This window comes from Blastomonas sp. AAP25, from assembly GCF_001295965.1.
Lineage (GTDB): Bacteria > Pseudomonadota > Alphaproteobacteria > Sphingomonadales > Sphingomonadaceae > Blastomonas > Blastomonas fulva.
Genome location: NZ_LJHP01000022.1, coordinates 37,709 through 57,745 on the forward strand (window position 1 = coordinate 37,709; position 20,037 = coordinate 57,745).

Annotated in this window: 16 protein-coding genes and 1 tRNA gene; 8 read left to right on the forward strand and 9 right to left on the reverse strand. The window is 62.4% G+C overall.

Annotated elements, in window-relative coordinates:
- Positions 1 to 134: 134 nt before the first annotated feature.
- Positions 135 to 1,265, reverse strand: a complete 1,131-nt coding sequence (locus tag IP68_RS15245; RefSeq protein WP_197275821.1) for an ImmA/IrrE family metallo-endopeptidase — start codon at positions 1,263 to 1,265, stop codon at positions 135 to 137.
- A 413-nt stretch (positions 1,266 to 1,678) separates the two neighbouring features.
- On the opposite strand from IP68_RS15245, the gene IP68_RS19845 reads away from it, so the two are divergent.
- Positions 1,679 to 1,915: a helix-turn-helix domain-containing protein gene (locus IP68_RS19845; protein ID WP_082382411.1), complete on the forward strand. Its 237-nt coding sequence runs from the start codon at positions 1,679 to 1,681 to the stop codon at positions 1,913 to 1,915.
- A gap of 516 nt (positions 1,916 to 2,431) precedes the next feature.
- On the opposite strand, the gene IP68_RS15250 is transcribed toward IP68_RS19845, so the two are convergent.
- The 3 genes from IP68_RS15250 to IP68_RS15260 all read right to left on the reverse strand — a co-directional run bounded on the left by IP68_RS15250 (position 2,432) and on the right by IP68_RS15260 (position 5,148).
- A complete protein-coding gene (locus IP68_RS15250) occupies positions 2,432 to 3,202 on the reverse strand; it encodes a hypothetical protein (protein WP_054135870.1) in 771 nt (256 codons plus the stop codon).
- Positions 3,186 to 4,775, reverse strand: a complete 1,590-nt coding sequence (locus tag IP68_RS15255; RefSeq protein ID WP_082382409.1) for a deoxyguanosinetriphosphate triphosphohydrolase family protein — start codon at positions 4,773 to 4,775, stop codon at positions 3,186 to 3,188. The genes IP68_RS15250 and IP68_RS15255 overlap by 17 nt, the downstream gene beginning before the upstream one ends.
- 82 nt (positions 4,776 to 4,857) lie before the next feature.
- Complete coding sequence (locus IP68_RS15260; protein ID WP_054135872.1) at positions 4,858 to 5,148, reverse strand: helix-turn-helix transcriptional regulator; 291 nt, start codon at positions 5,146 to 5,148, stop codon at positions 4,858 to 4,860.
- Positions 5,149 to 5,182: 34 nt separating this feature from the next.
- On the opposite strand from IP68_RS15260, the gene IP68_RS15265 reads away from it, so the two are divergent.
- From IP68_RS15265 to IP68_RS20320, 4 genes are all read left to right on the forward strand, one after another.
- Positions 5,183 to 6,019: a hypothetical protein gene (locus IP68_RS15265; RefSeq protein WP_054135873.1), complete on the forward strand. Its 837-nt coding sequence runs from the start codon at positions 5,183 to 5,185 to the stop codon at positions 6,017 to 6,019.
- Positions 6,020 to 6,381: 362 nt separating this feature from the next.
- On the forward strand, positions 6,382 to 7,572 hold the full coding sequence (locus tag IP68_RS15270) for a PfkB family carbohydrate kinase (RefSeq protein WP_054135874.1): 1,191 nt from the start codon (positions 6,382 to 6,384) through the stop codon (positions 7,570 to 7,572).
- Entirely contained in the window at positions 7,569 to 8,162 is a 594-nt protein-coding gene (locus IP68_RS15275) for a 7-cyano-7-deazaguanine synthase (protein ID WP_054135875.1), read from the forward strand. Before IP68_RS15270 ends, IP68_RS15275 begins: the two co-directional genes overlap by 4 nt.
- Positions 8,146 to 8,850, forward strand: coding sequence for a hypothetical protein (locus tag IP68_RS20320; protein WP_156318190.1), 705 nt, complete (start codon positions 8,146 to 8,148; stop codon positions 8,848 to 8,850). Before IP68_RS15275 ends, IP68_RS20320 begins: the two co-directional genes overlap by 17 nt.
- A 269-nt stretch (positions 8,851 to 9,119) precedes the next feature.
- On the opposite strand, the gene IP68_RS15280 is transcribed toward IP68_RS20320, so the two are convergent.
- Positions 9,120 to 9,212, reverse strand: a tRNA-Ser gene (locus IP68_RS15280).
- Between the two features lie 295 nt (positions 9,213 to 9,507).
- Here IP68_RS15280 and IP68_RS15285 point away from each other — a divergent pair.
- Positions 9,508 to 10,296 (forward strand): DUF1134 domain-containing protein, encoded by a 789-nt coding sequence (locus tag IP68_RS15285; protein ID WP_054135876.1) that lies wholly within the window; start codon positions 9,508 to 9,510, stop codon positions 10,294 to 10,296.
- Between the two features lie 193 nt (positions 10,297 to 10,489).
- Positions 10,490 to 11,665 (forward strand): amino acid aminotransferase, encoded by a 1,176-nt coding sequence (locus IP68_RS15290; protein ID WP_054135877.1) that lies wholly within the window; start codon positions 10,490 to 10,492, stop codon positions 11,663 to 11,665.
- Between the two features lie 20 nt (positions 11,666 to 11,685).
- Here IP68_RS15290 and IP68_RS15295 read toward each other — a convergent pair whose 3' ends face one another.
- Positions 11,686 to 13,761, reverse strand: coding sequence for a protein-disulfide reductase DsbD (locus IP68_RS15295; RefSeq protein WP_054135886.1), 2,076 nt, complete (start codon positions 13,759 to 13,761; stop codon positions 11,686 to 11,688).
- 134 nt (positions 13,762 to 13,895) lie between these two features.
- Here IP68_RS15295 and IP68_RS15300 point away from each other — a divergent pair, with 134 nt between their 5' ends.
- Complete coding sequence (locus tag IP68_RS15300) at positions 13,896 to 14,966, forward strand: CNNM domain-containing protein (protein WP_054135878.1); 1,071 nt, start codon at positions 13,896 to 13,898, stop codon at positions 14,964 to 14,966.
- Positions 14,967 to 14,970: 4 nt separating this feature from the next.
- On the opposite strand, the gene IP68_RS15305 is transcribed toward IP68_RS15300, so the two are convergent.
- The 3 genes from IP68_RS15305 to metH all read right to left on the reverse strand — a co-directional run bounded on the left by IP68_RS15305 (position 14,971) and on the right by metH (position 19,948).
- A complete protein-coding gene (locus IP68_RS15305; RefSeq protein ID WP_054135879.1) occupies positions 14,971 to 15,912 on the reverse strand; it encodes a right-handed parallel beta-helix repeat-containing protein in 942 nt (313 codons plus the stop codon).
- A gap of 67 nt (positions 15,913 to 15,979) precedes the next feature.
- Positions 15,980 to 17,251 carry a cation:proton antiporter gene (locus IP68_RS15310; RefSeq protein ID WP_054135880.1) on the reverse strand — a complete coding sequence of 424 codons (1,272 nt, stop codon included), beginning with the start codon at positions 17,249 to 17,251 and terminating at the stop codon, positions 15,980 to 15,982.
- Positions 17,252 to 17,350: 99 nt separating this feature from the next.
- Positions 17,351 to 19,948, reverse strand: coding sequence for a methionine synthase (gene metH, locus IP68_RS15315; RefSeq protein WP_054135881.1), 2,598 nt, complete (start codon positions 19,946 to 19,948; stop codon positions 17,351 to 17,353).
- Positions 19,949 to 20,037: the final 89 nt, after the last annotated feature.

Genomic DNA, 20,037 nt, shown 5'->3' on the forward strand with positions numbered 1-20,037 from the left:
CTCGCTCCCGACAGTGGCGGACCGGTATGGGAAACCAAAACCGCAAGAAGCATAAGCGATTGAAATTGCCTTCTTCGTCGCTGTTATGGTTTCCACTGCACATGCAGCTGATACCACCAGGGACAAAGGAAGCTTTAGCTCCCTCGCTTGGAAGGCGGTGGGAGCCGGGGAATGAATCGCTCGATCTTGGCAATGGCGCGGATAACGCGATCGAGATCGATGCAGCGGATCTCGTCGGCGGCGTCTTCCAGATAAGGGCGAAGATACAAAGCCGACCCGGTTACCAGTCCCCAGCGCTCGCATATGTGCCAGGCGACGAGTTCCGCTTCGACCTCCTTGGCTGAATGCGGCATGTGCGAGCGATCGGGCCAGCCATACTCGTCTGCCTGAGGGTTGCCCTGATCGAACGCGCCCGTGTGGCCACAGACCAAGTGACCGAGCTCATGCAAGAGGGTGGAGAACTGTTCGGCCGGCGTGAGCCGAGAGTTGATCAATACCCGCCAATGTCCCTTCAGGCGGCCCGGCGTCAGTGCGGCCAATCCCGGCTGCCCCTGCAGCACCAGTTTGGGTTGCAGGGGAAGGGTAGGTTGCCGCGACACCCATCCTGCAGAATCCGAACCTAATGCAGCGAACGTAACCTCGACCTTAAGTTTACGCTTGGTCAGGGCGGCAAGGCTTTTGATCGTTGCATGCAGGGTCTCGGGCTTGAACTCACCAATGGCCGCGAATGCATTCTGGCGCGGATCCTTGTCTCTGAGGGGCAATGTGTCCTCGAGCTCGAAAACCTGGGCTATTGGTCCATTTGGCCGCAAGATGAGAATGGGAAGTGCGTCTGGGCGGACCGTCTGACCTGCGGAAGCCCACTCTTTGCGTGAGCCCACAGCGCGTGCGCCCGGACGTTGGGCGTAGACCATCATGATGTTGTACGGGCCAAGCCTCTTGAGGCGCGACGCAAACGCGCTGAACTCCAGAACGGCATCAGGGGTAGGGGCCGTCAGGGCTAATCCCATCAGCTCGCGCAGCCGGTCTCCTGGTTGTCCGTCGTGGTCGGTCGTGGCGGTCTCAGGGTCGCATTCCGAGGGTTGGCTGGAACATACTTCTGGTTCGAGTGGTGTTTGCCCAGGATTTGGCCGCAGCACCCATGGACCCATCGGCGATGAAATGTCGTGATGACTAGGCCGCCTGCCGTCACGGTTGAGAACCTTCGTTAACCAGAGAGAGGCAAGACCCGCGCAAACTAACCAGACGATCGCTTTGACGATCACATCAGATACCACAGATTTGCCGAGATTGGCCCGGTTAGCGCGATAACCTGTGTACGAGCACCGGCCGTAAATGTGAGCACTAGCCCAGCTGCAAAAGCCAAGGGCAGGGCAGCGAGTAGGCCCACCCATCCGAACTCAGTAGCCATACCTGCCAGATAGGCCACCGCTCCTAGGCCAAACCATGCTGACCAGAGCGTGCCTCCCGTCCACGCTCCAACTTTCCAGCTGGGCCTCGCGCCAGCCAATGACGGGTAGGCGATACCGGCTAGGATGACGCCGCCGCTTGCCAAGAGTGCCCAGTCGGTAAAGTTCATTGCAGGACCTTTCCATCGAACGGACCAGTCCATTCTCAATGAGTTAATGTAGAGTATACTCCGTTGTGAAATACACAACACGTGCCAGCCATGTTGGGGATGGCACTGCGGCAAATCCTTGCGGACAATCTACGCCGAGCCCGGCTTGACGCAGGACTTTCTCAAGAGGAATTGGCAGACGCAGCGGGGATTGACCGGACCTACGTCAGCGCCCTTGAGCGATGCCGGTACGCTGCAAGCGTAGATGTGATCGAGCGTTTGGCCGATGCACTCAATGTTAAGCCAGCATATTTGTTGGAAGGGCCCCAGAATGGTCCGCAATCAGATGTGGCCTGATAAGTCGCCGAAAGTCGCGCGAATGAGGTTTCTTGAGGGGAATCGGTTCCAGATGCGTGTTGTCCTCCTTGCGGCGTCGCTCAGATGGTCATTAGGCGGATTTCATTCCGCTTACGCACTAAACACGAAGGAGGTATTTGCTGGCCGGGTTTAGATACGCTAGCGAATATTCAACAGTAGTTCTGGGTCGAGATAGCCGCCAATTTGGCTCCGTGCTAAGTCATTGAAAAGTTACCAAGTAGAAGGGCAACAGCCGGGCAACAAAATGGCCGTTTGAATTGCCCTTCCACTCCATCTGGACGACAGGGTACGCCTAGCCTAAGATAGAAAGAACAATCATTGCTTCCTCCTACCGCCGACAGGGGGCGTGATGGAGTTAGCAAAGGGCGTACTGCAAATCACTTTCCGTTAGTCATTGGCTACGCTGCATTTTGAAAAGAGCTCACATCTCCGTGATTCTCGCGGCTATATGCCTTTTTCCATAGCGCACTGGTCGATAGTTGCCGCAAATCAGAATCAATCGAATGGCAGATGCATCTGCATCTGCATCTTGTCGAAGGCCTCGGCCCTGTGCGACGCTAGAAGATGGAAACGCAGGTCTCGGGCGTCGCGAAACTTTTTGAGGAGTTGATCCGCGTGCTTTCTTCGCTCGGTCGCCTGCAGAGCCTTGAAAGTCTCGTCGTCGAGACTTTCCCGGATGAACCGGCGAAGCTCAGGCCCGGGACGCAGCCCCCAACCCAGGATGCGCCGCGCGGCGCGTAGCAGGTTCCCCAGTTCTCCGGGATTTGACCGCAGGGCTATTTCAAGTCGGCGGTCGCGTATACGGTCTAGATAGCCATCGGTGCAGACCACCCGTTTACGGCGGAGATCGTAGATGGCCGCATCCCAGTCAAAGAATGTGCATTGCACGACGTCCGCGAGCCCGGCGACGACCACATGCCCCTCGGCGACAGCCCAGGTCTTTTCTAGTGCCCAGAAGTCGATCTTCCATGGACCCTCCGTGAACCCAAAGCCGCCGAACCTGTTTGCTGTCGCTCCGACGCGCTCCGCGAGCATCGCTACCTCATCGGCGGTTCCCTCCACCACTAAATCTATGTCGGATTTGAAGGCCGAGCGTCCGCCGCGTGCGAAGTCACGCACGAGGCCGCCGATCACTCCGACGCCGTCGAAATGATCGAAATGCGTCTTGAACAGGTGGCGCAACAGGACGGTCTCCGTTGAGCTGTTGTCCCAAAAAAAGCGATCCAGCCTGCGCTTGAGACTTCTAACGTCAGGGGCGACCGACATCGGGGAGCTCCTTTAGCTTCTGCCACGTATTGATGGCGAATCCGTCCGTCATGCCCGAGATCATGTCGGTCAGCAGCCTTAGCTCATGATATCGGCCTACGGCCTCGCTGTCAGCATTCGCTTTCGCCGTTGCCTCGTGACACGCCGCCTCCAAATAGTTCGGGCTGATCAACGAGAAAACGTAGCGGTCGCGGGCGTCGAGCCGCGTCGACATGAGGTCGTGTAGCTTCTTGCGATTCTGGATCGCCGTCCAGAACGCGGTCATCAACCCATCTATGGCGGCGTCTCCGATAGCCTCAGCCCGCAGCACTTCGGTATGGGCGAAGCCGTATTTCTGCGCGATCTCCTTAAGAGTATCGCAAAGTGGGTTCTTCTCCATCAGTGGGACGTCATGCGTGAAGTCGTTGATGGCGTCTGCCTTGGCGATGTAGGTCTTGCTAGCGTCGTTGATCAGCGCTTCGATGAGATAGGACCGGACATACTGCTCCTTGATGTCGCGCCGAATCTCGGCCCTCCGGTCGCTCCTGTTGATCTCGTTGAATTTCTTCTCGAGTTTTACCACGCAGGGAAGGCCGCTGACAAATTTCGTATGTTTGAGTATGACCAAGACGTCATCTGGCGAAATGATCGCCTTCTTGAGGAGGTCATCGACGTCGAGCACGGAATAAGCGATGTCGTCGCATGCTTCCATGATCCACGTCAGTGGATGCCGCTGCCCCTCCTGCAGCCCCGTCTCGCGACGGACCCATGCGACTATTTCGCGCTCGGATTCGAAGTATCCCGCCTTCTTGATGCAGGCTTTGTCCTTGTCCCTGCTGTCGGCATGAACTGGATACTTTAGGACACCCGCCAGCGTCGCGGCGGTCAGGTCCAGACCGACACTGCGATGCGATGTCTGCAACCGGGTTAGAATGCGCAACGTCTGTGGATTGCCGTCGAAGTCGGAAAACTCCGTGCGAAGCGACGGAGCAACCGGGAACGCGACCTTGTCTCCTCCCTTGGCCGCGCGGTCGAATATCCAGTCCTTGCGCCGTTTGAACCACTGGCTGATCGCGACCTCGCCCTGATGCCCGAAGGGAGGGTTCCCTAGATCGTGGGCCAAGCCAATGGACGACAGGATGGGCTGGATGACGCCATGGATGTCAGCGTCCCCGAACGGGCTGCCCTCGGGGGCCGACGCCACCCGTGTTCCGATAGACTTAGCAAGGTTCGCCACCTCGTGCGAATGGGTCAACCTCGACCGGACGCCGTCGTTGGCATCCATAGGCCATACCTGCGTCTTGTCGGCAAGACGGCGCACCGGAGCCGAGAATAGAAGCCGGTCGTAGTCCTGCTGGTGGATAGAGCGCCCCTCGTCCCGCAATACATCGATTGTCGATTCGCCAGTGGCAGGCGCGCTCTCTTCAGCGTTTGCATGCGAAAATCGAGCGGCAGACCAAAGCGACGGGCGGGAAGTCGAGTGCGTGTGAATGCGTTTTCTCCTTGAAGTTCCGTCATCATCGAAATCGCTGAGAATTGTAAGTGGGTATCTCTCGGCCAGAGCGGTCGTGCCGTCAGCGGCAAAAGGCACCATGGTGCTGAAGCACAGACGGATCTCCTCATCGAAGGATAGACGAAGAGCGGACGTTCGGATGCAAGCGTCTTTCCCGTGGGTGTTAGGGATCCGGGGACTGGATGTCGGCCAAACGCATGAGCGCTACGCATTGTGAATGGATGGAGTTCGCCAGTTCCTTCATCCTCCGGGCGCGGTCCTGCTCATCAAACTCCACCCCCTGAGAATCAATCCACTTTCGGATCCGCATTTCCAAGCTCGCAGACAGCGGCACCACGCCCTTCACCACCTTGCTGTAATGACCCTGCGTGACCTCCAGCATTTCGGCCAATTCGGTTTGACGGAGATGGCGCGCCTTTCGCGCTGACTCCAGCGACATCAGTAAAGAGGACATTGCACTGACTCGTTATGCATAATAGAATGCATATATGCATCATCCTGTCGTCTCGTCAAACCAGACTGTTCTCGCCATGGTGGGGGATGATACGCTCTCCCTGTCCCTCCCGTCTGCGGACACTCGCATTGGGATCCGCCGTTTGAAGTGGGGCCGGGCTGAGGAGCTGGGAACCCCGGCCTACTGGTGCAGCCAGGTGTGGATGTGGGGGTTGGAGCAGCCCGACCACTACAAGCTCGGCAAAACGCTCGAGGAGGAGGTGCTAGCCTGTCTGCTGGGCGGTTACGGCATTCCAGCGGAGGTTGGGCTGGCTGCTTACGAGCGTCTTCGGAAAGTGGCCGCTGAGGATCCTGATGCGCTCTGCGACCCGGTACGGACGGTCGACCTGCTCAGCTCGCCCTTGGATGTTGGCGCGCGCAAGGTCCGTTATCGTTTCGCGCAGCAAAAAGGGAAATATGTCGCAGCCGCGCTCTCCGAGCTGCGGTCTGTAAACCACGAGGCACCGGACATTGAGCTGCGTGACGCCCTCACTAGCCTGTCAGGGATAGGGTTGAAGACGGCCTCCTGGGTTGTGCGGAACTGGCGGAGGAGCGACAGGGTGGCGATTCTTGACATCCACATCGTCCGGGCAGCCAAAATGCTGCACTTATTCCCCAATGCGTGGAAGGTAGAACGGAACTATCGTGAAATGGAGAAGGCCTATCTCGACTTCGCATCCGCAATTTCCGCCCAGCCTTCATTACTCGATTCCGTTATGTGGATGACTATGCGGCAGCTCTCTCCCTCAATCCTTTCCTCATTCGTCGCACCAGGCTATGATCGTAGGAGTGTTCGCAAGCCTCTGGAACCGTTCGTTTTGCAGTTGACGTAGGGCAAGGTAGTATTGTTTACTTGCTGTCACGAAGATTTGACGGAGTACAGCATGTCCGGTGGCTCACCCACGCCTACACCAACGCCGACCCTCTCTTGCGAGGCGGTCCGTACCGCGCCGCTGAATAGTCCGCAGCCTGCGGTAGTCGCAACGCTGAAGGTGGGTGATCGCCTTTACGTCGTGGTCAACATGAGTAGCGGGAGGCCGGTGCTTCAGGTCAGGGATGCTACGGGAGCGGTCGCAGGTTCGCTCACTTTCCTCGGCCACCTCGCCCTCATTGAATGCATAAGCCAGGGCTTCAGCTATGAGGCAGTCGTCCTGACGATCTCCGGCGGAAACATCCAGCTGCGTATCGAACCCGTATGACTACCGTCGTTGGCGGCGTGTATGCCGAACAGTGCGTCGAGCCGCATTGGGTGGAAGTCTATGGATCCGCTGGCCGCGCGGCGGCTGCGATCAGCGGCCTTGCTCCCGACACGCGCCTGGTAACCTATCGTGCCGCGCCTCTGTCGGAAGGCTTCCTGAACATCGAGAGTGTCTACGGGTTAGCGGTCGATGGTCCGGAGACGCCCTTCGCCGTCAACTTCCAATACACGCATTCCTTGGCCATACCCCGGATCTTGCCTCGTCCCGATGCCATCCCTCAGCAGTCACAGCTGGTTGTCGAGGACGACATCGTCTTGAGGTTCGGCATGCTGGAGGGCACTGCTCAGATAAAGGCGAAGCGTGCCGTTTACGACCCCCAGTCGGCCTTCGATCCGCGACCATTCGGCGAGAACGGTTCCACCGCAGAGGAACTTGTGCTGATCCTCAATCGCTTGGAGGCTCGCTGCCTCACCGAACAGGAAGACCCGATGAAAGCGGCCGAGATCCTAATTGGGCGACAGGATGCCGATGCGGTGATCGTAAAAATGGGCGGCCATGGCGCGATGGTGGCGTGGGGGGGCAGGTACGAGTTCGTCCCCGCCTACCGCAGCGAAAGCGTTTTCAAAATAGGATCTGGCGACGTCTTCTCGGCGGCTTTCACATACTTCTGGGCAGTGGCTGGCAAGTCCTATGTAGAGGCGGCCGACCTGGCATCTAAATCCACGAGCCGCTACTGCGAGACCATGTCGTTGCCGATCGGCTCCGAGGCCGACCTCGCAGCGCACAGCTTCAATCCGGTCGTTCCACGCAGAGGCCGGATATACCTCGCGGCCCCATTCTTCAATCTTGCCGAACGCTGGCTTGTTGAGGAGATTCGAGAACAGTTCCTGGGCATGGGTGTGGGAGTCTTCTCGCCCTTCCACGATGTCGGACCCGGCAGTGCGGAGCATGTCGCGCCACTTGATCTCAAGGGCTTGGATGAATGCGACGTCGTTCTAGCCGTCCTCAACGGAGGAGACGCAGGCACGATATTCGAGGTGGGATATGCAGTCGCCCAAGGAAAGCCGGTGGTTGCCCTCGCCCAGAATATGCGACCAGAAGACATGAAGATGCCGATCGGCTCTAATTGCCTTATCACAACCGACTTGGTGTCAGCCATTTATCATGCGATCTGGTCTCTGAAGTGATCGCTCTCCTCTTATCCGGTGGCGTAGACTCCGTCGCGCTGGCATTTTGGAAGCGCCCGGTCGTCGCAATCACGATCGACTACGGACAGCGCGCTGCGGCGTCGGAAATTGCAGCGGCGAGGCATGTGGCCGAGTTGCTGACAATGTCCCATGAAGTCGTGTCCGTCGACTGCTCCTCGCTCGGATCGGGCGATATGGCCGGCTGCGCTCCTCTTACGGAGGCCCCCGTCTCCGAATGGTGGCCCTACCGGAATCAGCTTCTCGTCACGCTGGGCGCAATGAAGGCAATAGGCTTGGGCGCGGGTCAGCTCATGATAGGATCGGTAGCAACCGACGCGGTCCATGTCGATGGCACCCCGGAGTTTTACCAGGCGATGGACCGATTGACGGCGATGCAGGAGGGCGGCCTCAGGGTCACAGCTCCAGCAGTCTCGATGACGACCGCCGAGCTCGTCCGATCCTCGGGTGTCACGCGGGATGTCATCGCCTGGGCGCACAGTTGCCACACTGGCCCGTTCGCGTGCGGAGATTGTCGCGGCTGCTACAAGCATCAGCAGGTCATGGAAGAGCTATATGGCGATGCATACTGACCTGGAGCCGATGCCGATTGTACCGCCGGCGGCATGGTCGCCGCCAGAGGTCGAGTTTCTGCATAGAATACCTCTTCCGCGCGACATCGCCGCTCCCGATGTATATCTGTTCGATATTCTTCATAGCCGTCGCTCGCTCAACGGCGGTGATCTTGACGATCGTTCACTCGGCTCTCTGCTCTGGCACGCGACGCAATTGCATGAGCGTCGAACGGATGGTCGTTTTGGCATGTGGGAAAGCCGTCCCCCCCCTTCTGCCGGCGGTCTCCACCCCATCGACCTTATGATCCTCCCCCTTGCCGCTGGACGCGCGGCCGGAATGTATCTCGATGCGCATCATGAGATAGGTGTTCTCGGTTCAGACCCTGCCGCCGGGCTCAAGGCAAACGCCGACAGTGTGCAGGCCTCAACGCCTGCCGTCTTCGGTATCACAATCCAATTCGTCGCTGATGCGTCTAGGCCCGCCGCGTGCTATGAAAATTGGTCTTCACTCGTCTGGCGGGATGCTGGCGCTCTGCTCGCCACCTTCGGATTTGTAGCTACCGCCCTTGGACTTGTCTCCCTGCCACTTGGCCGCCACGGGACGGATATCATCCGCTTGATGGGATTGGACGAGCCTTTTATCGGGGTCGGTGCCGTCCATATTGGCTCTCGTTGCGTGGATACCTGCTCAGCTTTCGGCCCTTGACGCGTTGCGGGTACGGCTCTCGCAGCCCACTGGGTTAACAGGACACAACTTGCTGCCGCCCGAATCTCTGATCGAGCTTGGACACGACGATATCGCTCGCCTACGCAATAGCGTTTCAGCGTGAGAGGCCATTCGAGATGGCTGATGGGAACGACGGAGTCTGGTCGGAAGCTGCGATTCTCGATCTAGCAAGCGAGAACCTTTTTTTGGGAGCTATTAAGGGAGCGCTGCCACCGAAACAAAAAAATAGCAAATAAATCAACAGCAATTGGCGGAGACGGAGGGATTCGAACCCTCGGTGGGAGTAATCCCCCCACGACGGTTTAGCAAACCGTTGGTTTCAGCCACTCACCCACGTCTCCGCATGGCACGCATCTGAATGCGAGCAAGCCCCTGCCTTGGGGCCGGTCGATTGGCCAGAGCGCGCTATAGCGGCGCCTTGGGCGGGGATCAACCGGATAGTTGGCAGATGTGTTGATCACCTGCAATTGACCCGAGTTTCCCGCCCGGGCTGCAGGCAAGCCGCGGGTTTCCCACGATTTGGCGCGTTTTTGACTCGGGCTGCCGCACCATCGACTCGGGTCATCGCCGGTTCATTGTGCGCGCTGCACAAATGCGGGATTCGTGTCAGCCAGTGCATGAGCGGGAGGCAAATCTATGCGATCAGGGCTATTCAAGCACATTCTGGCGGCCGCCGGGGTAATGGCCATGGCGCTGGGCGGCCCTGTGGCCGGCGTGGCCCGTGCGCAAGTCACCACCGTCGATCCCAACGAGGCGATCGATTCCGACCTGGCACCGCCGCGGGCGCCCGAAACCAGTGCGCCGCTCGACCAGGGCTATGATTATGGCACCCCCGATTCGAGCGCGGCCAGCGGCGAGGTTTATGCGCCGCCGCCCGCCAGCGCGCCGCAGCCCGGTCTGGACACCCAGCCCGGCTTCGAGGCGCAGTCGGGAACTGCCGACAACGGCTATCAGAAGGATGACCTCATCGGCGCCGCCGAGGGCGTGTTCGGCAAGGGCGCCGAGGGCCTGGCCGGACTGATCGAGGATATCCTGCGCAAGCAGGGCGAGCCCAACGGCTATATCATCGGGCGCGAGGCTTCGGGCGCGTTCGTGGTCGGGCTGCGCTATGGCTCGGGTACGCTGCACCACAAGGTGGAGGGCGAGCGGCCGGTCTACTGGACTGGTCCGTCGATCGGGTTTGACGCCGGCGCCAATGCCGGCAACACCTTCGTGCTGGTCTATAACCTGTATGACAGCGAGGACCTCTACAAGCGCTTCGGCGCGGGCGAGGGCGCGGCCTATCTGGTCGGCGGATTCCACACCAGCTACCTGCGTCGCGGCGATGTCGTGCTGATCCCGGTGCGCATGGGACTGGGCCTCAGGCTGGGGATCAACGCCGGCTACATGAAGTTCACCCGCAAACGAAATTTCGTTCCGTTCTGATGATTTAGCCCGCAGGGTCGCACTGCCAGAAATGGGCAAGGAAAGGCCGGTTGTCGCGAGATCGTGGCAACCGGCCTTTTTGCCTTTTTGCCTTGCCCCGGCGTCAAGCTGGCGGCATGGATGCACGCGCATTTTCCTGACGCCGGACGCTACGACTCCGGCAACATTATTGCTATTATTGGGGGATTGATCCGTGCTTGAACAATTGAAGGCGCAACCGGCCGACGCGCTGCTCGCGCTTATCAAGCTTTATGCCGCTGACGAACGCGCCGAGAAGATCGACCTTGGCGTTGGCGTCTATCGCACCGCCGATGGCGCCACGCCGGTATTCGCGGCGATCAAGGCGGCCGAGGCAAGGCTGCTCGCGGACCAGAACAGCAAGAGCTATCTCGGCCCCGAAGGCGATATGGGCTTTGTCCGCGCGATCATGCCGTGGATGCTGGGCGATTTCGATCCGGCCGGGCGCATCGACGGGCTGCAGACCCCAGGCGGCACCGGCGCGGTGCGGCTTGCGGCGGACCTGCTGCTCAAGGCCGGCGTCCGTCGCATTTGGATGGGCACGCCCAGCTGGCCCAACCATGTGCAGATCCTCAATGCCGTGGGGCTTGCCTGCGAGACCTTCCGCCATATGGATGTCGCGACTCAGCGGCTGGACTTCAACGCGCTCGAAGCCGCGCTCGACAAGGCCGAGGCAGGCGATGCGGTGCTGCTCCACGGATGCTGCCACAACCCCACCGGCGCGGATTATAGCGAAACCCAGTGGGACGAGATTGCCGAGACGGTGGCGGCCAAGCGGCTGTTCCCGCTGATCGACCTTGCCTATCACGGCCTTGGCCATGGCTTCGAGGCGGACGGCTATGGCCTGCGTGCGGTGCTCTCGCGCGTGCCCGAGGCGCTGATTGCGTACAGCTGCGACAAGAATTTCGGCCTCTATCGCGAGCGCGTCGGCGCGCTGTATGTGATGACCGAAAGCCCCGCGCAGCAGGCATCGGTGCAATCGAACCTGGCCGCGCTCGCGCGCGCCAACTGGTCGATGCCGCCCGATCATGGCGCGGCATCGGTGCGGATCGTGCTGGAAGACGAAGGCCTCACCAAGATCTGGCTCGACGAGCTTGCATCGATGCGGGCGCGGATGCGCGGCGTGCGCGATGCGCTGGCGGCGCATCAGGCGATCGGATCGGTCAATCTCGCCGCGGTCGGCCAGCAGAACGGACTGTTCTCGGTGCTGCAGCTGACCTCCGAACAGATTGCCGCACTGCGCGCCGACTATGGCGTGTACATGGCGGGATCGGGACGGATCAACATCGCCGGATTCACCGACGCCAATATCCCGCACTTCATCGAAGGGCTGCGCGCGGTCACCGCATAAGCGCACCCCCGATCGGGCGATCAGCCGACCAGTTCGGTCAGCGTCTCGACAGTGAGCACCTGCGGCAGGATGACCGGGTCGCTGCCGGGCTTGTACCACACATACAGTGGTACGCCCGAGCGGCCCTGCGCCTCGAGATAGCGGCTGATCGCGGCATCGCGGCGGGTCCAATCGCCTTCCAGCACCACCACGCCCGCCTTGCTGAACGCGGCGGCGGTGGCCTCACGCTGGATCGCGGCGGCTTCGTTGGCCTTGCAGGTGATGCACCAGTCGGCGGTGAAATAAGCGAACACCGGGGTCCCCGCCGCCCGAAGTTCAGCAAGCTTTGCCTCGCTGAACGGCTGCGCGGGAAGCGTCGCATCGGCTGAGGTTTCGGGCGAACCCGCGCTGCCTCCGGTCGGCAGCAGCATGATCGCCGCGACCGCGCTGGCAAGCGCCGGGGCAAGCGGCAGCCAGCCGCTGCGTCCGGCCTTCTGCCGCGCGCCCAGCCACCACAGGAGCAACGCCAGCAGCATCGCGGCGGCAAGGCCGAAGAGCACGCCGGTGTTGCCCGTCTGCTGGCCCAGCAGCCAGACCAGCGCCAGCCCGGTCAGGAACATCGGCACCGCCATGATGCTGCGGAAGGTGCCCATCCAGGCGCCCGGTCGTGGCAGGCGGTGGCGCAGCGCGGGGATGAAGCCGATCGCGAGGAACGGCAGCGCAAGGCCCAGGCCCAGGCCTGCGAACACCAGCAGCGCGGCAGGCACCGGCAGCACAAGCGCGCTGCCCATCGCCGCGGCCATGAACGGCCCGGTGCAGGGTGTTGCGACGAAGGCCGCGAGCGCGCCGGTCCAGAACGAGCCTGCCGCACCGCCCCTGCCGATGAGGCTCGAGCCTGCAGAAATGCTGCCGAACTCGAACAGTCCGGCCAGGTTGAAGGAAATCGTGGTGACCAGCAGCAACAGGCCCAGGATGATGCGCGGGTCCTGCAGCTGGAATGCCCAGCCGACCTGCTCCCCGCCCGCGCGCAGGATCAGCAGCAGTCCGCCCAGCGCGACGCACACCAGCACGATGCCCGCGGTATAGGCCAGCGCATCGCGCCGCGCACCGCGCTCGTCGCCACCGGCCTTGGCAAGGCTGATCGCCTTGAGGCTGAGGATCGGGAAGACGCAGGGCATGATGTTGAGCAGCAGGCCGCCGAGCAGCGCGCCGCCCAGCGCGGCCGCGAGCAGGGCCAGCATGCCGCCCTCGGGCTCATCCGCTGCGGCGGCATTGATCCGGGTGCCGCCGGGTGCCACCGCGCCCTTATCGGCCACCAGCTCGAGCCCGAGATGCTCACCGATGCGCAGCACGCCTGCCAGCGGTCCCGCCAATGCGCCGCTCGCCTCGGTCTCGATGATCAGCCGGTCGCCATCGCGGAAAAAGGCCTGGGGCGCGCTGTAGCGCACCGCCCGTTCGGTGCTTGCGAAGAAATAGGGCGCCTCGATATCGCCCGCTGCGGGATAGGGGACGGCGATGCGCAGGATCTTGCCGTCGAGCTGATACGTCGCCTTCGATCCCAAAGGCGCGGGCAGGCGCTGGCGCCAGCCGTCGAACCGGGCGCGGGTGTCCTTGCTGGTCGCGCCGTCGCCCACGATCAGGCTGGTCGATAGCGTCGCGCTTTCGGGCACGCAGATCTCGTCGGTGCAGGCCAGCCAGTCGGCCTTGACCGAGATTGGCAGGCGGGCGCCGGGGGCCAGGGACGGATCGATGGTCAGCGCCACCAGAGGCGCGTAGGCGCCCTCGAACACATGGTTCATCAGCCCGGCGATGATCAGCGTTTCGGGCACGGGATAGCGCAGCTCGCCCGCGCTCACCCCCCTGGGCAGGTTCCAGGTCAGCGTCATGCCCAGCCCGGCATCGCCGGGGTTCAGCCAATAGCCGTGCCAGCCGGACTTGGGGGTCATCGCAAAGGCGAGATCGACGGTGCTTCCCGGCGCGGGCGCGGGGCTTTCGGCGACCAAAGATGCCGCGATGTTGTTGGGGCCGCGCTGCAGCGGTTGCGCGACAAGCTGTGTCGACGCGGCGAGCGGCAACAGGGTCAGCATCACCGCCAGCACGGCTTTCAGGAGGCGCATCGTCATTGGCGGCCGATGTAGTCGCTTTGCGAGCTTTCGCCAATGGGTCAACGGGCCCTTGCCCGGAACCGACCTTGTGGTCGAGGGGTACGCTCCTTGAGCGCTCGGCTTTTCCCCCACCCATTGGCAGATTCATGACCCTCTTGTTCATCTATGTTGGCAGCGCGCTGGGAATATCGTTCCTGTGCTCGCTGCTCGAAGCCTCTTTGCTCACCATCACACCGTCTGCGATCCAGACCGGCAAGACCAACGGCGCACGCTGGGCCGATGGCATGGAGGTGCTCAAGCGCGACGTCGATCGCCCGCTGGCGGCGATCCTGACGCTCAACACGGTGGCGCATACGATGGGCGCGGCAGGCGCAGGCGCCGAATATGCGCGGCTGTTCGGCAATTCGACTCAGGCGATCTTCGCCGCCGCGCTGACGGTGGCGGTGCTGATCCTGACCGAGATCATCCCCAAGACCATCGGCGCGCGCTATGCGCTGCAGCTTGCGCCCTTTGTCGGGCGGGTGCTGCCGGTGATGATCCGCCTGCTCGCGCCCTTGGTCTGGTTTTCGCAGCAGCTGACCCGGCTGATCACCTTCGGCCAGGCCGCGCACGCTCCCAAGCACCGCGAAGAGCTGATGGCGGTCGCGCGGATGGGGAGCGATTCAGGCCAGCTGCACCGGCAGGAAAGCGAGGTGCTGCACAATCTGCTGCAGCTGGGTGAGGTCAAGACCTGGGACATCATGACCCCGCGCACGGTGGTGTTCGGGCTGCCGAAGACCACGCCGCTGGCCGAATTCGTGGGCGAAGTGCGCGACAAGCCTTTCACCCGCATCCCGATTTCGGATACCGACCCGGCCGATGTCATCGGCTTCGTGCTCAAGGGGGAGGTGCTGATGCACATCATCGAGCAGGGCGATCGGGCGCGGCAGGGTGAGGCCACGCTTGACAGCCTGATCCGGCCGATGACCAGCACGCTGGGCACGGTGCCCGTGGACCGGTTGTTTCAACGGTTCATCGAGGAGAACCACCACATCATGCTGGTGGTCGACGAATATGGTTCGGCGCAGGGCATCGTCACGCTGGAGGATGTGGTCGAGACCATCTTCGGGCTCGAGATCATCGACGAAGTCGACAAGATCCCCGACATGCAGGCCTATGCCCGCGACATGTGGAAGGCGCGCGCGAGGCGGATCGGGATCGACGCCACGGCAGACTGATGGGTCAGCGTTGGTCGTAGGGGCTCAGGCCCTTGCCTAGCCGGTTTTCGCCCAGCGGGATCGGATCGCGGCTCCAGTTGGCGACGAACCAGGTGTTGCGCTCGACGCCTGGCGCCAGGCTTGCGTCATTGCCGAAGATCTGCAGGCCAGCCGAGGAATAGCTGCGGCCCTCGGCGGCCACAGCGATGAACGCCGACCAGTTTTCCTTGTTCTGCCCCTGCACGAAGATGTTGCGGGTGATCTCGCCGCTCGCGCCGCCGGGCAGGTCGATCATGTAGTTGCTGCCATTGCCGCGGCTGTCGTCGAAGCTCGAATCGGTGATGCTGACGCGGGCTGCGCGGCTTTTGACATAGTGCCCGCCCTGGCCCTTTTCGAAGCGCGAGCGGGTGACGGTGAGCGAGCCGTAATCGCCGATATAGAGCGAATGCGCGCAGTCCGATGCGCACAGGCCGAGCCCCGAGAACGTGCTCTTGTCGATGACGATGCGGCCGCCGGGGTTTTGCGCCGAAAGGATACCCTGCTGGCTGTCGCGGAACAGGCTGTTGACGACGGTCAGGTCACCCCATTCGAGCCGGATGCCTGCGCCGTTCTCGTCGCGCACCGCGATGTTCTGGAAGATCAGCCCCTCGACCCGCGCGCTGCGGCCGCGCAGCACCAGGGTGGCCTTGTCCTCGCACACGCCGCCGTCGAAGATCGCGGTCCCCGGGGTGACCGCGCGGTAGGTGATGTTGCCCGCCTCCTGCACCACGCAGTCGCGCCAGATGCCGGGCTGTACCTCGATCGTCCCGGTGCCTCCGCCGATCTTGCCAACAGCATCGGCGAGCGAGCGATATGCCTTGCCGGTCTCGGCGATGCGATAGGGTGTGGGGCGTCCCTGCTGCGCGGAGAGCGGGACGGCGATGCTGGCGAGCAGCGCGACGAGCAGGAGGATGCGAAAGAAGGTCATGCCGCGGAAAATAGCACAGCGGCACAAAAACGCGCGGATTTAGAGGGTTAACGTAAGGCCCGTCCCGTCACGGGACAGGCCCGGGCGCATCCGTTACCGGCGCACTCTTGCGCTTGCGGCCGTAGACCAGATCGAACAGCGGCGATGCCATGAAGGTCGTGACGATCGCCATGATCACCAGCATCGAAAACAGCGCCGGACCGATGATGCCGCGCTGCAGGCCGATGTTGATGATGATCAGCTCCATCATGCCGCGCGCATTCATCAGCGCGCCGATCGCCATGGCTGTCGCATTGTCCTGCCCGGTCAGCCGCGCGGCGACATAGCAGGCGACCCCCTTGGCGAGGATCGATGCGGCAAGGATCCCCATCGCGATCGCCAGCAGCTCGGCATTGTTGACCACGGTCAGCTGGGTGTTGAGCCCCGAATAGGCGAAGAACATCGGGATCAGCAGCACCATCACGATCGGCTCGAGCTGGCGCTGGACATCGTTGGCGAGCAGCCCGCGCGGCATGCAGATGCCCAGGATGAATCCGCCCAGCACCGCGTGGATGCCGATGAAGTCCATCGCGAATGCGGCCATCATGAACAGCACGAACACCACCGCCAGCATTGAATGCGTGACCTTGCCATCGCGCTCGGCGATCCGGCCCAGAGGCGCGAGCAGCCGCCGCCCGTAGATCAGCATGAACGCGGCAAACGCCGCGCCGCCGGCGATCGCCTTGATCGCGACGCCCGGGCCATCGCCGAAGCTCGCCAGCACGATGGCGAGCACCGTCCACGCGGCGGCATCGTCGATCGCGCCGGCTGACAGCGTCAGGCTGCCCAGCCGTGTATCGGTGAGCCCGCGTTCGTGAATGATCCGCGCGAGCATGGGAAAGGCGGTGATCGCGATGCACGCGCCCAGGAACAGGGTCGCCTGGAACTGGTTGACGTCGCTGGCGAACAGCCCGGGCACCCGTTGCAGCATCGGGGCGAGCACGACGGCGACCAGGAACGGGACCGCCATGCCGGTAAAGGATACCGCAGCGGCGCTGCCCATTTGCGCGCGGAAGTGATCCGAGCGAAAGCCCAGCCCGACGATGAACATGTACAGCCCGACGCCCAGCTGCGCGCAGACGAACAGCACGTCGCGGGTTTCTGCTGGGAACAGCGCGGCCTGCACGTCGGGAAGGACATAGCCGAACAGCGAGGGGCCGAGCACCACGCCCGCCATCATCTCGCCGACCACCTGGGGCTGGCCCAGCCACCGGCGAACCGCATAGCCGATCACCCTGCAGGTGGCGATGATCAGCGCCATCTGCAGGAAGAAATACGCGCTGAGCTCCGATGGTGTCACGCGTTACAGGCCCCTTGGGGGACTGCCGCAGCGCCAGTCCCGGCGGGATGTTGCGGTTTAGTGCGCGGGAGTCAACACATCCGCACCGATCCCGACCGGTCAGTCCAGATTGGGACGCAGCCAGCGGCGGGCGGTGTCCATGTCGACCCCGCGCCTGTGGGCATAATCGATGAGCTGATCCTCACCGATCCGCGCCACGCCGAAATAGGCCGAGTCCGGATGACCGAAATAGAAGCCGCTCACCGCCGCGGTCGGCAGCATCGCAAAGCTTTCGGTCAGCGTGATGCCGGTTGCATCGGTGGCCTTGAGCATCTCGAACAGCGCAGGCTTGGCGCTGTGGTCGGGGCAGGCGGGATAGCCCGGCGCGGGGCGGATGCCGCGATACTGCTCCTTGATCAGCGCCTCGTTGGTCAGCTGCTCGCCTGCCGCATAGCCCCACAGGGTGGTGCGCACGTGCTGGTGCAGGCGTTCGGCAAAGGCTTCGGCGAGGCGGTCGGCCAGCGCTTTCAGCAGGATGTCGTTGTAATCGTCGTGATTGGCCTGGAACTTTGCCAGCTGCTCGTCGATGCCATGCCCTGCGGTGACCGCAAAGCCGCCGATCCAGTCACCCGCGGTGTCGATGAAGTCTGCAAGGCACATGTTCGCCCGGCCCTCGCGCTTGGCAATCTGCTGGCGCAGGAACGGCATGCGGATTTCCTCGCCATTGGCGTGGATGAACACATCGTCGCCATCGCGCTGGCACGGCCACAGGCCCACCACGCCCTTCGCAGTCAGCCACTTCTCAGCGATGATCTGGTCGAGCATCGCATTGGCATCGGCGAACAAGGACGTCGCGCTCTCGCCGACCACTTCGTCGGTGAGGATTGCCGGGAAGTTGCCCGCCAGCTCCCACGCACGGAAGAATGGCGTCCAGTCGATGCATTCGCGAAGGTCCGCAAGGTCCCAGTCCTCGAACACGTGGAGGCCAGGCTGCACCGGCGCAGGCGGCTTCTGACTCATGTCGGCGACAAAGCCGTTGGCGCGCGCGACCTCGAGCGGGGCGAGCTCGTTCTGCCCCTTGTTGGCGCGGGCGATGCGGACGGCCTCGTATTCCTCGGCGACCTTGAGCACGAAGGGATCGCGGTTGGTCTGGCTGACCAGGTTCGAGGCGACGCCGACCGCGCGGCTGGCATCGAGCACGTGGATCACCGGGCCTTCATACGCCGGCGCGATCCTGAGCGCGGTGTGGACCTTGGAAGTGGTGGCCCCGCCGATCATCAGCGGCATGGTCATGCCCGCCTTCTGCATTTCCTCGGCCACGGTCACCATCTCGTCGAGCGAGGGGGTGATCAGGCCGGACAGGCCGATGATGTCGGCCTTGTTGTCGTTGGCGGCCTTGAGGATGTCGTGCCAGGGCACCATCACGCCCAGATCGACGACCTCATAGCCATTGCATTGCAGCACCACGCCGACGATGTTCTTGCCGATATCGTGCACATCGCCCTTCACGGTCGCCATGATGATCCGGCCCTTGCCCTTGGCATTGGGGTCCTTCTCGGCCTCGATATAGGGGAACAGGTGTGCGACCGCCTTCTTCATCACGCGTGCGGATTTGACCACCTGCGGCAGGAACATCTTGCCCTCGCCGAACAGGTCGCCGACCACGTTCATCCCGTCCATCAGCGGACCTTCGATGACCTCGATCGGGCGGGTCGCTTCAAGCCGCGCTTCCTCGGTATCCTCGACGATATGCGCATCGATGCCCTTGACGAGCGCATACTCCAGCCGCTTGACCACCGGCCAGCTGCGCCATTCGGCGGCCTGCTTCTCGGCGCGCTCGTCCTTGCCGCGGAAGGATTCGGCCAGCGTGATCAGCCGCTCGGTCGAATCCTCGCGCCTGTCCCAGATCACATCCTCGCACGCTTCGCGCAGCTCGGGATTGATGTCGTCATAGATGTCGAGCTGCCCTGCGTTGACGATGCCCATGTCCATGCCTGCCTTGATGGCGTGGTAGAGGAACACGCTGTGCATCGCGCGGCGCACCGGCTCGTTGCCACGGAAGCTGAACGACAGGTTGGAGACGCCGCCCGAGATATGGACATGCGGACAACGCTTCTTGATCTCGGTGCACGCTTCGATGAAGTCGATGGCATAGCGGCGATGCTCGTCGATGCCGGTGGCGACCGCGAAGATGTTGGGGTCGAAGATGATGTCTTCGGGCGGAAAACCGATTCCGGTGAGCAACTTGTACGCGCGCTCGCAGATCTCGACCTTGCGCTCCTTGGTGTCGGCCTGCCCGACTTCGTCGAACGCCATCACGACCACGGCCGCGCCGTAATCCATGCAGATCCGCGCGTGGCGCAGGAACTCTTCCTCGCCTTCCTTCATGCTGATCGAGTTGACGATCGGCTTGCCCGAAACGCACTTCAGCCCCGCCTCGATCACCGACCATTTCGACGAATCGATCATGAACGGCACGCGCGCGATATCGGGCTCGGCGGCGATCAGCTTGAGATAGCGGGTCATCGCGGCGTGCGCGTCGAGCAAGCCTTCGTCCATGTTGATGTCGACGACCTGCGCGCCGTTCTCCACCTGCTGGCGCGCGACATCGACCGCCTCTTCATAGCGGTCTTCCATGATCAGCTTCTTGAACTTGGCAGAGCCGGTAACGTTGGTGCGCTCGCCGATGTTGACGAACTGGGCGGTGGACTGGGTCATTTTTTCTCTATTCTCTCCCCTCCCGCTTGCGGGAGGGGGTAGGGGGTGGGCGCGGCTACAAAACTTCGGGCAGGTTCAGGCCCCCCCCC

What these genes read in the sequence shown, in the direction of transcription:
- IP68_RS15250 (WP_054135870.1), bottom strand. Translation starts at nt 3,202, where the DNA reads ATGTCGGTCGCCCCTGACGTTAGAAGTCTCAAGCGCAGGCTGGATCGC.
- IP68_RS20320 (WP_156318190.1), top strand. Translation starts at nt 8,146, where the DNA reads ATGGCGATGCATACTGACCTGGAGCCGATGCCGATTGTACCGCCGGCG.
- IP68_RS15300 (WP_054135878.1), top strand. Translation starts at nt 13,896, where the DNA reads ATGACCCTCTTGTTCATCTATGTTGGCAGCGCGCTGGGAATATCGTTC.
- IP68_RS15285 (WP_054135876.1), top strand. Translation starts at nt 9,508, where the DNA reads ATGCGATCAGGGCTATTCAAGCACATTCTGGCGGCCGCCGGGGTAATG.
- IP68_RS15265 (WP_054135873.1), top strand. Translation starts at nt 5,183, where the DNA reads ATGCATCATCCTGTCGTCTCGTCAAACCAGACTGTTCTCGCCATGGTG.
- IP68_RS15270 (WP_054135874.1), top strand. Translation starts at nt 6,382, where the DNA reads ATGACTACCGTCGTTGGCGGCGTGTATGCCGAACAGTGCGTCGAGCCG.
- IP68_RS19845 (WP_082382411.1), top strand. Translation starts at nt 1,679, where the DNA reads ATGGCACTGCGGCAAATCCTTGCGGACAATCTACGCCGAGCCCGGCTT.
- IP68_RS15260 (WP_054135872.1), bottom strand. Translation starts at nt 5,148, where the DNA reads ATGTCCTCTTTACTGATGTCGCTGGAGTCAGCGCGAAAGGCGCGCCAT.
- IP68_RS15295 (WP_054135886.1), bottom strand. Translation starts at nt 13,761, where the DNA reads ATGCGCCTCCTGAAAGCCGTGCTGGCGGTGATGCTGACCCTGTTGCCG.
- IP68_RS15305 (WP_054135879.1), bottom strand. Translation starts at nt 15,912, where the DNA reads ATGACCTTCTTTCGCATCCTCCTGCTCGTCGCGCTGCTCGCCAGCATC.
- IP68_RS15255 (WP_082382409.1), bottom strand. Translation starts at nt 4,775, where the DNA reads ATGGTGCCTTTTGCCGCTGACGGCACGACCGCTCTGGCCGAGAGATAC.
- metH (WP_054135881.1), bottom strand. Translation starts at nt 19,948, where the DNA reads ATGACCCAGTCCACCGCCCAGTTCGTCAACATCGGCGAGCGCACCAAC.